At 61.0% G+C, this 12,287-nt stretch carries 10 protein-coding genes; 1 reads left to right on the top strand and 9 read right to left on the bottom strand.

Annotated features, from left to right (window positions below):
- Nucleotides 1-28: 28 nt before the first annotated feature.
- Entirely contained in the window at nt 29-907 is an 879-nt protein-coding gene (locus tag G6P99_RS28980; protein ID WP_029080192.1) for a hypothetical protein, read from the bottom strand.
- Nucleotides 908-1,036: 129 nt separating this feature from the next.
- On the opposite strand from G6P99_RS28980, the gene G6P99_RS28975 reads away from it, so the two are divergent.
- Nucleotides 1,037-1,666 carry a hypothetical protein gene (locus G6P99_RS28975; RefSeq protein WP_029080193.1) on the top strand — a complete coding sequence of 210 codons (630 nt, stop codon included), beginning with the start codon at nt 1,037-1,039 and terminating at the stop codon, nt 1,664-1,666.
- Between the two features lie 84 nt (nt 1,667-1,750).
- On the opposite strand, the gene G6P99_RS28970 is transcribed toward G6P99_RS28975, so the two are convergent.
- From G6P99_RS28970 to tssB, 8 genes are all read right to left on the bottom strand, one after another.
- Nucleotides 1,751-3,337 (bottom strand): methyltransferase regulatory domain-containing protein, encoded by a 1,587-nt coding sequence (locus G6P99_RS28970; protein WP_035976660.1) that lies wholly within the window; start codon nt 3,335-3,337, stop codon nt 1,751-1,753.
- A 5-nt stretch (nt 3,338-3,342) separates the two neighbouring features.
- Nucleotides 3,343-5,979 (bottom strand): type VI secretion system ATPase TssH, encoded by a 2,637-nt coding sequence (tssH, locus tag G6P99_RS28965; protein ID WP_029080195.1) that lies wholly within the window; start codon nt 5,977-5,979, stop codon nt 3,343-3,345.
- Between the two features lie 99 nt (nt 5,980-6,078).
- Entirely contained in the window at nt 6,079-7,143 is a 1,065-nt protein-coding gene (gene tssG, locus G6P99_RS28960; protein WP_029080196.1) for a type VI secretion system baseplate subunit TssG, read from the bottom strand.
- On the bottom strand, nt 7,107-9,074 hold the full coding sequence (gene tssF, locus G6P99_RS28955) for a type VI secretion system baseplate subunit TssF (RefSeq protein WP_029080197.1): 1,968 nt from the start codon (nt 9,072-9,074) through the stop codon (nt 7,107-7,109). Before tssF ends, tssG begins: the two co-directional genes overlap by 37 nt.
- A gap of 1 nt (nt 9,075) precedes the next feature.
- Nucleotides 9,076-9,624 carry a type VI secretion system baseplate subunit TssE gene (gene tssE, locus G6P99_RS28950; RefSeq protein ID WP_205751518.1) on the bottom strand — a complete coding sequence of 183 codons (549 nt, stop codon included), beginning with the start codon at nt 9,622-9,624 and terminating at the stop codon, nt 9,076-9,078.
- Nucleotides 9,625-9,692: 68 nt separating this feature from the next.
- Nucleotides 9,693-10,178 carry an Hcp family type VI secretion system effector gene (locus G6P99_RS28945; RefSeq protein WP_029080199.1) on the bottom strand — a complete coding sequence of 162 codons (486 nt, stop codon included), beginning with the start codon at nt 10,176-10,178 and terminating at the stop codon, nt 9,693-9,695.
- A 53-nt stretch (nt 10,179-10,231) separates the two neighbouring features.
- Complete coding sequence (gene tssC, locus G6P99_RS28940; protein WP_029080200.1) at nt 10,232-11,734, bottom strand: type VI secretion system contractile sheath large subunit; 1,503 nt, start codon at nt 11,732-11,734, stop codon at nt 10,232-10,234.
- A 17-nt stretch (nt 11,735-11,751) separates the two neighbouring features.
- Nucleotides 11,752-12,279, bottom strand: coding sequence for a type VI secretion system contractile sheath small subunit (tssB, locus tag G6P99_RS28935; RefSeq protein WP_029080201.1), 528 nt, complete (start codon nt 12,277-12,279; stop codon nt 11,752-11,754).
- Nucleotides 12,280-12,287: the final 8 nt, after the last annotated feature.

The following is a 12,287-nucleotide window of genomic DNA, read 5'->3' as shown; positions in this document are numbered from 1 at the left end:
CAATGTGGTCGTCATCAGTGGCGGAACGTCAGCGCTCGCCTCTCGGCTTGGAGCCCAGCAGATCGTGCGTCCCACTGACGCTCAACGTTCCCGAGCATTCGAATCCGCCGAAAATTCCGCAGGACCCGGTGACCGTAACGCGAAAGTTCTTTCGTTGAAATATGTCGAGCGAAACGCCAAATCGCGAAAAATCGTTGGCGCTGTTCGGCAGGATCAGGTCGATGTGATCGATCGCCCAACGCGGCAGGTGAGGGTTGCTCTTCCAGAACAGTTCATTGACGGCGTGGTGCCCGAAATTCGGTCCGACCGTGAGGGCGCCGTCTGCGCCCTCGAACACGAAGCCCGTCTCGTCGATGTGAACGTTGACCCGGTCGGGTGCTACTGCGAAATGCAGCGACGTGATGTCTTGCGGCTGCGGGTCCTTGCCGAACTGCGCACTATAGTCGTCGCTCCATTGCCCTCGGCCGCGCCCAAGCCCGAAGCCGTGCCGGCCCGGAAGGTCTCGCGTCGAGAGCGGCCGGTCGGATAGCTTTGGGCGCCAGATCTCCCGAAATCCGGTGCCGATTGTCGCTGCCATCGACAGATCGAGGGCCCAATGCGACGGTTTCTCCGGGCTTTTCCCTTCGGCGAAGGCGTCGAATCCGTCCGACGTCTTGGCAATCCGCAACACCTTGATCAGGTCTTCCCAATCCTTCGGCAGGAACGTCACGCCGTCGAGCGTGCTCGTCGCGGCCGCCACGCCATACTTCTCCAATTGACGTCGGATATAGGCCTTTTCGTCATAGAGGCGGACATTGGGATTCGGCCCCGCGAAATATTTCGACAGATCGATCTGTGGCCGAAGCATGGTTAGCCGCGCGGCGATCTTCCGGTACGTGTCGGTCGTGGTCGGATCGGTGGTCGTCACGGGGCCGCCCTTCGAGTCAAAGCCAGTCTTTGATTGGTCTGGTCCGGACGGAGCCGGGTTCAACTGAACCTCCCAACCGGAAAGGCCGACCACCATTCGTGGAGCAATGTAAAGAGCAAGGACGATCTGATGTCACTTCGGAGCAGGGTGCTAGACGTGCTCAACGGCCCGGCGGTCGCGCGCATGCGCTTCCGGTTTCCGATCCGTGGCAGCCACGTGACGATTGCACCGCAAACGTTCCATCATGTCGCACGCGCGATCCGGTTGGGACAGGTCAGCGTCGGAGTTCCGACGGACCTCGCGGCAGGTGTTGCGGCACAATATAACGATGTCGCGCGAACACGAGCGGATGGTACCGTCGTCGCGGCGAATACGCTGGAGGTCGTGTCGGCGACGGGGCGGATGGACGAAGCCTATATCGTCCATGAGGCCTTGCATGCGGCTTACGATCTGCTGCGCACCGGCCTTGACGCCAATGCGGAGGAGGCGTCCGCCTATGTCTGCACTGCGCTTTATTGCCGCATGACAGGCCTACCGCGACCCCGCTGGGCGAATGGCCCGATCTACGCCAATGCCGCAGAGGTCGCCCGAACGCTGCTGTCGCAATATCAGAAGGGTGATCCCGGCATTCCCTGGGTCGGCGAACATGAATGGCGGATGCTGCGCGCCGGTGTGGGCTTTAATTCGGTCTATGCCAGCGGACCCGGCGGCATTCTCACCGGATGGCTCCTCGGCCAACAATACACCCACGATGGCTGAGGGGACGGGGCTGCGTCCGCTCCACAAACTGGCGGGCCGGCCCGCTGCCGCCAGTTCCTTACCGAGGTCGACGCGGTGAAAGCGTCAGGCCACCAGCAAACCCAGCTTTCCGACTGTCGCCAGTGAACGGTCAACGCTGTCTCGGGTCGAGAGCAGCAACGGCTCGGCGGGCTGCCCGGCGTCATCCAGTTGTTTGACCTGGATGGTTGGTCCGAAGAGTTCAGTCATTTCGGCCGCAATTTGCCCGATCGTCCGAGAGCCGTCGAGCAACTGCAGGAACTGGCGCGTCTTGTCGTCCTCCAACTGTACGGTCTGGTGGAGCAGATTGGTGACCAGCGGGCCGGTCTGCGCTTGTCTGCGGGCGAGCAGGCTCGCCTGCGGGCGTTCTGTGGCTTCCTTCACGAGAAAGGGTGGAGATTTCAGAAAGGACACCTCTCCGCTGCATGCCAGGATGTATAGCGCTTCCGTCAATATGAGTTGGTCATCGCCTGTTTGCCGGCCCTCGAGCAGCGTCCGGGCGCCATCGAGCAGTTCAGTGAATGAGAGTGCGCGCGGCCAAGCCCGGCCGAGACAAAGATGCGCAGCCTTCAGGAGCGGCTTGGTCACCGTGATTCGGCTGCCGTCCTGAGTCTCAAATTCCATCTCGGACTCGTCGGTCAGGCAGACGTCGGGGCGACGTGGGCTGGTGGAACTCAGCAGATAGAACCGGGTGATGAAGTCGAGATCGACCTTGCGGGCAAGGGAGATGCCCTCGTGGCAGAGCAACGTACGCCGAAACCCGTTGCCGTCGATGAAGTCCTGATACTGATCGCGCGCCATGAATTCGCTTTCGGGAAAGCGTTGCAGCGTGGCGCGGACCTCTTCGCTGTAACCGGCCAGATAGCGTCGCGAGAAATCGGAGTCGCTCAGATATTGCAGCCCGTGCCGTCCAGCGTCTTCGACGACTTCGTGCAACAGGAAGGCCGTCGCGCCCTGATCGAGATCGTCGTGAAAAAGCAGTTCGTCCGGAGCCTTGAGGACGCGGTTGCACTGGTCGCGCATGACTGCACCGTGCACCGAGTTGGGCTTCGATCCTTCGCTGAGAAATTTCACGATGGCGCGAGCTTGTCCCACTTTTTCCTTCATGCCGGTGATGTGCCTTGTGTGGTAGCGCATCATGTCGCGGACCATGTCGCGGAGATGCGAGAACGGGTGCGCGTTATAGCTGACGTAGCAGAGCCCCTGGAGTGCCAAGTTCTGCTTGAAGATGGCCATCATCTTCTCGCGCACGTTCGGGGGTACCCATGAATACACGCCATGCGCGATGATGTAGTCGAACTGTCCGAAGTCGGCGTCGACATCCATGATGTCGCAATGCAGAAGCTTGATGTTGCTCAAGCCTAATGCGGCGATATTTCGTTGGCCGCGCTCGATGGTGGCGCCGCTCAGGTCGATACCGATGAACTCGCTGTCCGGATATTGAAAGGCCATCGGCAACAGGTTGCCGCCAACGCCGCAGCCGAGTTCGAGAACCCGGCAGCGCTCGACTGGAGCCGGCTGCATGCCATAGACCGTTGCGATTGCCGCCAGATGGTTCGGATGAGTGTGTCCGTAGACATGCCCGGGATAATACACCTCATCGTATGGCGTCGTACCGGTGGTCGGCGGGCGGTGCTCGGTCTGGATGTTCATCGCAGTCAGTTCCACGAATATGCAAACTTGTCGTTCACGATCGAGACCCGCGTCTGCTTGACTTCCTCCTTGGCGAGAGACTTGCTGAGGAACTCACGCGACAGTTCGGGCAGCAGCGTGTTGGTGATGATGTTATCGATCATCCGCCCGCCGGAGTCCGGATCGTTGCAGCGGGATACGATGTGCTCGACGACTGCATCGTCGTAGCCGAAGGCAGCCTTGTGATTATCGCGGAGGCGCTGTCCGATCCGGTCGAGCTGCAATCTGACGATGCCGGCAAGCATCTCGTCGGAAAGCGGAAAGTAGGGGATCGAAACAATGCGCCCAAGCAACGCGGCAGGGAACACCTTCAGTAATTCGGGCCGCAGCAGCCTGGCGAGTTCTTCCGGCTCGTTGCGATACTTTGGATCGCGCGCCAGACCCATGATGAGATCAGTGCCGACGTTTGTGGTCAGAATGATCAACGTGTTCTTGAAGTCGATCCGCCGACCGTTACCGTCTTCCATGACCCCCTTATCGAACACCTGGAAGAAAATCTCGTGGACGTCGGGATGGGCCTTCTCCACCTCGTCGAGCAGGATAACGCTGTAGGGCTTGCGCCGGACCGCTTCGGTGAGCCGACCGCCTTCACCATAGCCGACATAACCCGGAGGTGCTCCCTTCAAGGTCGAGACCGTGTGCGCTTCCTGGAACTCCGACATGTTGATCGTGATCATGTTCTGCTCGCCGCCATAAAGGGTTTCGGCAAGCGCAAGGGCAGTTTCCGTCTTGCCCACCCCAGACGGTCCAGCCAGCATGAAAACGCCAATCGGCTTGGACGGGTTGTCCAACTTGGCGCGGCTGGTCTCGATTCTCTTGGCAATCATCGTCAGTCCATGGGACTGGCCGACCACGCGGCGATTGAGGATTTCGGGCAGCTTCAGGACGGTCTCGATTTCGTCGCGCATCATTCTGCCGGTCGGGATACCAGTCCAGTCAGACACGACAGAGGCCACCGACTGCTGGTCCACATGGGCATAGATCATCCGCTTTTCCGGATTGATGCCCTCCAGGGTCTCAAACTTGCCGCGTAACTCCACGCGTTTCGTGGCCCGATCTTCGTCTCCGCTCCCGGAGAGGATTTCGCGGATGCTGCGGATGTCCTTGACGAGCTCCTGTTCCTTGGCCCAATCGGCCTCCAGGCCGGTCAGCTTGTCCTTCAGCGCCGCTATGTCGCCGTCGATTGCCGTAATGCGCTCGCTGTTCTCGTCCCCGAGATCGTCGTCGCTGACCAGCGCCGATCGTTCGGCCTCGCGCGCCGCTATTGCGACGCGAGCGTCCTCGATCAGGGCCGGCGTTGCGCTCTGGCTGATGGCTACCCGTGCCGAGGCTGTGTCCAGCAGGCTGACCGCCTTGTCCGGCAGCTGTCGGGATGGAATGTAGCGATGCGACAGGTTGACCGCGGTCACGATCGCGGCGTCCGAAATGCGAACGCCATGATGCTTCTCCATCGGGCCGAGGAGGCCGCGCAGCATGATGCAGCAGGTCGCGACATCCGGCTCATCGACCTGGATCGGCTGGAAGCGCCGTGTGAGTGCGGGGTCCTTCTCGATGTACTGGCGATACTCTGCCCAGGTGGTGGCGGCGATCGTACGCAGCGTGCCGCGGGCGAGGGGAGGCTTAAGGAGATTGGCCGCGTCACCGGTGCCGGCCGCGCCACCAGCGCCGATCAGCGTGTGGGCTTCGTCGATGAACAGGATGATGGGGGTAGGGGAATTCTGTACCTCGTCGATCACCGAGCGCAGGCGCTGCTCGAACTCGCCCTTCATCGAGGCGCCGGCCTGCATCAGGCCGATGTCGAGCGCGCAGAGCCTGACGTTGCGCAGTGGCGGCGGCACTTCGCCAGCGGCAATGCGCTGCGCAAAACCCTCGACCACGGCGGTCTTGCCGACGCCGGCTTCGCCGGTGAGAATTGGATTGTTTTGCCGCCGGCGCATCAACACGTCGATCAATTGGCGGATCTCGTCGTCTCGACCGAGGATCGGGTCCATCTGGCCCGACTTGGCCTTGGCGGTGAGATCCTGGGAGAACCGGTCGAGTGGTGTTGTTCCTTTGGGACTTGCCCGGTCCGCGCCGTCAGTGCCGGCACCGGCCAATCCGGAGCCGTCCATCGGACGCATGGTCTCTTCCTCGGAGCCTGCCCAGACAGCGCGGTGCTCCGCAGCCAATGCGTCTACGTTTATCTTGGCGAATTCCTGCGAGATGTTGTTGAGCGCACGACGGATCTCATTCGATTTCAGTCCGGCGACCAGGAGATGGCCTGTGCGGATCTGGGTCTCGCCAAAGAACAGCGTGGCGTAGTGCCAGCCCCGGTCGAGAATATCGATGACCGAATTGGCGACCCCGGGCATGTCGGTTTCGTTCTTGCGGAAGCCGTTGATGACGCCTGCGAGGTCCGACAGAAGCCGCGCGCGGTCGAGCTTGTAGTGATCCACCGCGAGGCTGAGGTCCGTCCTTTCCTGCTGCAGGATGTGAAACAGCCAGTGTGCGAGCTCGATGTTGCGGTTGCTCGCGCTTTTTGCGTGGCGCAGGGCTTGTATGAAGGCATCGTAGCCAGCGCGGTTCAGTTTTCCAGTCACGGCCTCAAGGCTGATGTCGGTCACGGTGGGGCCTCCTGCTCAATTCCCCCGGCGATGTCCCGGCTCATCGTGGAAATTAGCGCGCATTCCATGATGTTAGGACAATCGGACCGGTGCATTGGTTCAAATCGGCGGGGCGTCTGTCGCGGCGCTTCGCCGGGCTCTCAGACGCTCGGCAAGGTGAAAGCGAGCATCGCGGCGATATTCCTCGGTCGAGGCCCAGTTGGGTGAAACCCAGCTGGTCCACCCGAGGCGTCCGCTCTGTCCCAGCTTCATCGGGACGACCGCTCCCGCCGGAATGGCGAGTTCCACCTCCCACTCGAGTTCGTCGCCGATATAGAAGTAGACCGCGTCAGCCAGCGGCTCGGACAGGTTAGGCACTTCGGTGGGCAGGAACTGCTCGTATTGAGCAAAATCCTTCACGAAAACGCGAACCCTGATCTTGTCTTCGACACTGAACACCCGCGAGCCCAGAAGCGCGTCGTGGCCGAGCTTGGCGTGCGCCGCGCCGAGGCGGCTGCAATGGCTCGGATCGAATGGGAGCCAGGTGCCAACAAATTCGTCGATCTCGACCCTGACATCGAACAGCCCCTGCAGCAGCCGGGCCAGTCGTGACGCGGATTTCGCCCTGGGTGAGACCAGTCCAGCGAAGCTGAGCTTCGCCATGTCCGGTACCGTGTCTCGATTGGCAAAGATATCGGAGCCGAGGCCGGCAAAGGAGCCGACATAGGCGATGAAGCGGTCATCCGATGGCCTGTCATGCTGCGCGATCGGCCGTGCGTCCGCCCAGGCACGAAAGAACAATTGCAGAAAGCGTCCATTGAGAAGGTCGAGAAAGCGCGGAAAAGCGTCGTCTCGCATCAACTGCCAGCCGAGGCTCTCATCGGTGGTGGCCAGCGGCAGTGCGCCTTGCGGTCCGAGCAGACCGAGGAATTTGACCAGGATCCTGAGCCTGCCATCGCGGTCGTCGACCGAGCTCAGATTGGAAGCGGGAAATTCCAGATAGGGGGTTTGACCGAGGTCAACAAATTCCTCGCGACGCGCGGCACTGTCACCGATCCGCGGCCGATCCGGATTGGATCGCTCGAGCTGGCGGAGCGTCTGGAAGAAATCGAACCGCCAGGGCTCGGCCTTCATCTGGTCGATCAGCGTCACAGCGGCCTCCGGGTGCCCATGCGGGCCGGCCAGCGCATGATCTCGCCGCGTTCCGAAGTCGAGATGACGGTTTGGGTGAAGGTGTTGAAGCCCGAATATTCGGCGAAGAAGCGTTCCAGCACAGCCCCGAGCAGGAACACGCCACTGCCTTCGAATGCCTTCTCGTCGAGCGTGACGGTGATCTCCAGGCCGCGCGCTGCGCCACTGCCGGTACGCTCACGCACCCGCCGCACCACGGGCCTGCTCTCGACGCTGCGCACGCCGCGAATCTTGCGTTCCGTAGCGTCGTCGAACTGGTCGGCGAACAATGACAGCATCTCCCGCAGTGCTCCGGCGTTCTTGCCGCCGCTGCGTTCCACGAGGCCGAGATAGTTCAGACTCAGCATGTTGATCAGGCGCCAACTGACAACGCCGCTATTGGCGATTTCACTGCGACTGCGCAACTGCGCCACCACCGGTTCGCGTGGCCGGGTGGGACCGGCTATGCACATCAGCTCGAGCGAGGTGTCATCCAACAGGCGAAAGTCGGCTCCGCCCTGGCCGACCGGCAGATGTTCCGTGAGATGCCGGTTGGAGCACAACGCCCGGACGCTCAGCTCGGCGGCGGATCCGTCGCCGCTCAGGTCGCCGGGCTCGAGCAGCGAAAGGAACATGTCCGTCCCGGTGTAGTCGGAGGACGCGCCATAGGTCTTCTCTTCGACGGTGCGGCGCCGCGGTAGCCGACGAACGGTAAAATAAAGTCCCTCGACCGATCCGGCTGTCCGATCGACGGCGGCGGAGTACAGCGGACGCACGTGCCGCTTGTCCTTTTCTGCCGGAAAGTGCGCGTAAACCTCCAGCACCTGGTGCGGCTCGTATTCGAGATAGCGGCTTCGGTCGGGCACCACGTGGTATTCGTGGGTATTCGATTTGACCGGGATGCGATCGCTGGTTTTCTCGAACAGGTTGATTGCCGGGGCGGTGTAGAGACTGAAAGTCTCCGCCCGGACAGAGGCGGCAAGCCGTGAGTTGTGCTCATCGAACGCGAAGACGATATCGATTGACTTGCTGCGCAACCGCGGCATCACGGCGCGAAGTCCCGTCAGATTGACACCAAGGAACTTGCGCGGAAATACGAAATACTCCCGCAACAACTCCGAGCCGCGAAAGACCCGGTTGTCGTTCGGAAACAGGGATTCGTTCTCGCTGAAGCCGACTTGCTGCACACAGTCGTTCGGAGCCCGGATGACGACCGGATCGCCGAAATCGTCGAGATAACGAAAATAGAGGCCGACGCAGTTCGAGGTCAATTGTTCGTAAAGTGCGATAGCGTCTGACTCGGCGCCGGTCAGATAGATGGGCAGCTCGCTGGCGCGGCAGCCGGCGAACCAGGTCTCTGGTTTGCTGCGAGCTTCCGCGTCCGCCGGCTCTTCGTCGAGCCGTGCGGCGGTACGGTGGGTCAAGGAGAGCCGGAGCCCAGCGATGACCTCTCCGCCAACTGGAATCCCGAGGGCCTGCAATGCGCCCGCGGTCGCAAAATATTCGGCGCCAGTGACGTCAAACGGCCAAAGCACGATATCGCGGCAGAGCCGGAAACGGCAGGCAAGGCTCCGTTCCCTTTCGCGGTAGCTCGCATCGAAGTAGGCGCCCCGCGCGATTTTCCTGCCGTCGCGCAATGCCGGATCGGCATAGGTCGGCTGTGCCTTGACCAGCATGGCGGACGGAGTTGGCGCGAGATAGTTCGGAACCAGCTGTTCGAGCAGGTTTGCCGTGAACTCCGGAAATTCGTGCTTGAGCTTGAGCTGAACGCGAGCAGCAAGGAACGCGGCGCCTTCGAGCAGGCCCGAAATCATTGGATCTGAGCGATCGCGGATCAGGCCGCCGAGGCGCTCCGCGATGCCAGGATATTCCTCGGCAAAGTCTTCCGCATGCTCGTACAGCAGCGACAGTTCACGGTTGTAGAAGTCGAGGAACTCGCGATTCATGCTACATTCGATTGATCTGTATATCGCCGCTGTCGAGATCGACGTCGGCGACGAATTCCACGGGCACGTTGAGCGGCTCGCACTTCAGGTCGGTGTGCACGATGAAGCGAAGCTTGAGCTGCTCGGGGCCGACCGAGGTATCGCGCCGGACCCGGATGGATTTGCGGTCGAGCCTGGGTTCATAGGTCGTGAGCGACGTGCGCAGGGCATCGCTGAGCTCTTCGTCCGTCACATCGTCGATCGACCGGTTTGCGATATCGGGAAAGCCGTAGTTCAGGATCGAGGTCCGGACACAGTCGCGGCCTGTCAAGTCCAGGGTCGATTCGAGAGCAATTGTATTGAGAAGAGTTTCGAGATCATGCGAGACCTCTCGCCTCAGCAACGTTTCGGAGATCGGGAAACGGCCGACACTGCGCCGCCCCGCTATGACGCGCTCGCCGAACTGATCGCGCAGCTCGATCTTCCTGCGCGAATCACGAGCCTCGTGGGCCGCGCGAAAGGCCAGCATCAACGGAGGAGAAAGCCGGTCCTTCTTTGGCGTAACGGTCATCGACGGTCCCCATACCGCCGGCGCCGATTGCCACTATTGGCAGCCGGCGCCGAGCAGGAAGCTTGCGATCAGGCCCATTCCTTGTTGGCCGGAACGTCCCAGCCGAAGGTCGGCGATGCGCCGGCGCCGCCCTTTTCCGTCTGGGTCTTGTAGATCATCTTCACCTTCGCGAAGTTCAAGCTCACGTTTTCGGTGAGACGATCTTCGCCATGCGATCCGCCGGTCGATACGCTGGCGACCAGGACGTGCTTCATCTCGATCTTGAGATATTCCAGCGGATTTTCACCGGCCTTTCGGACAGTGAGGATCGCGGTATCGATGTGCTTGCCGTTGGCGCAGACCTTGAAGAGTTCGGGCGTCGCTTTGTCAACGAAGTGCGTGAAGTGGAGATCCTGCATGTTGACCTTGCCGGCGCCGCCGCCCGAGCCGCTGTGGAAGGTGCCGCTTTGGCTCTCGCCAAACGACCAACTCAAGATGTCGATCTCGTCCTTGTGTTTGTCGTCGAGCGACTCGCCCTTGATCGGATCGAGTTTCAGAAAGATGTCGACAGCCATAGAATAGTCCTTTCAAAAAGCCTTGGAAGAGTGACGGTTGCGATAACGCGGCGTCAGGAGCTCGGGCCTGGCAGGCGCGAAACAAGGCTGAGACCGACGTCCATCGCTTCCAATTGAAAATGTGGACGGAGGAAGAAGCGTGCGTTGTAGTATCCCGGGTTCTCCTCGTTTGCTATGACCTCGACTTTCGCAGCGGCCAGCGGCTTGCGCGCTTTCTGCGCCTCTGACGACAGGGCTGGGTTGGCATCAACGTACTCGTTGATCCAGGTCTGCAGCCACACCGTCAGCTCATCCTTCTCCTTCATGGATCCGATCTTGTCGCGAACCATGCATTTCAGGTAGTGCGCAAAGCGGGACACGGCGAACATGTAAGGTAGACGTGACGACAGGTTGTCGGATGCGGTTGCGTCCACACCCTTCTCGCCGAAGTATTTCTTCGGCTTGTAGAGCGACTGGGCACCGATGAACGCTGCCTTGTCGGTGTTCTTGCGATGGATCAGCGGAATCAGCCCCGATTTTGCAAGTTCGTGTTCACGACGGTCACTGATGGCAATCTCGGTCGGGCATTTCAGGTCCACCCCGCCGTCGTCAGTCGGGAAGGTGTGTGTGGGCAGATTGATCACCTCGCCGCCGGACTGGACGCCGCGAATGCGCGTGCACCAACCGAACTCCTTGAAAGCGCGATTGATGTTGACAGCCATCGCGTAGGACGCATTGATCCAGCCGTATTTGTCCCCGGTATGCCCGTCGGTCTCCTCTTCGAAGGCGAATTCTTCCACCGGCTCCGATTTCGCGCCGTAAGGGAGGCGGCCCAGCACTCGGGGCATGCACAAGCCGAGATAGCGCGAGTCGTCCTGGTCGCGCAGTCCCTTCCAGGCCGCATACTCCGGCGTGTCGAAAACCTTGCCGATGTCGCGAGGGTTCGACAGCTCAGTCCATGAATCCATTCCCATCAGGGTCGGCTCGGCGCCTGCGAAGAACGGAGCGTGTGCTGCGCCGGCGATCTTGCTGAGATCGCGCATCAACTGCACGTCGGTGGGGAGGTGGCTGAAATAGTAGTCGCCGATCAGGCAGCCGAATGGCTCGCCACCCAACTGTCCGAACTCGTATTCATAGATCTGCTTGAACAGCGGGCTCTGGTCCCAGCGCGCATCGGGATAAAGCCGCAGGTTCCGATACAGCTCGGTCTTGGAGACGTTCATCACCCGGATCTTGAGGTTGGCGTCGGTCTCGGAATTGAAGACGAGGTAGTGGAGACCGCGCCAGGCACTCTCGATCGCCTGGAATTCGGGTGCGTGCAGGATCTCGTTCATCTGCGCGGTCAGCTTCTGATCGATCCGCGCGATCATCTCCTCGATGGTGTCGAGCACGTCCGACTTGATGACGCTGGTGTCCTTCAGCGCCTCTTGAACGAGCGTGGACACCGCGTTCTCGACTTCGGTCGCCGCACGTTCGGTGCGCGGCTTGAAGCTTTGCTTCAGCAGGGCAGCAAACTCGTCAGCTTCGACGGTCTTGACCTGGGTGGTGGTCTCTTTGTGAGTTGCTTCTTTTGCCATGGTCCCCATCCCTTCCGTTAGCTGTTGGTGTCGGCTTCGGTTGACTGGCTGGTCGCGCGCTCGCGCAGTGCGGCCATCAGTTGAGGATCGGCGAGGAGTTTCTTCAGCTGATCCTCGGCGCCCACCTTGCCATCCATGTAGCGGAGCAGGTTGGCGAGTTGTTCGCGCGCCTCGAGCAGCTTGGCCGTAGCCGGTACCTGGCGGGCGACCGCCACCGGCGTGAAGTCGGACATCTTGTTGAAGCTCAGGTTGACGGAGATCTTTTCGTCAGACCCGTCGCTAAGACGATTGGCGACACGTGCCGTCACGCCGGGCTGGATCGCCGCCATGCGGTTATCGAAATTGTCCATGTCGAACTCGAGGAACTTGCGCTCCTCGACCTTCGCCTTCTCGACGCCGGGGTTGTTGCCGGAAAGATCGGACAGGACGCCCATGACAAACGGCAGCTCGATCAGCCGCTCGGCGTCGTAGGGATCTTCGTAAGTGATGTGCACGCGCGGTGCGCGGTTTCGGCGAATGAACTTTTGTCCGCTGTCGGTTGCCATTGGGTTGC

Source organism: Bradyrhizobium sp. 6(2017) (assembly GCF_011058295.2).
GTDB classification, from domain to species: Bacteria; Pseudomonadota; Alphaproteobacteria; order Rhizobiales; family Xanthobacteraceae; genus Bradyrhizobium; species Bradyrhizobium septentrionale.
The sequence above is the reverse complement of the archived record's forward strand: the minus strand, read 5'-3'. Positions and strand labels throughout refer to the sequence as shown.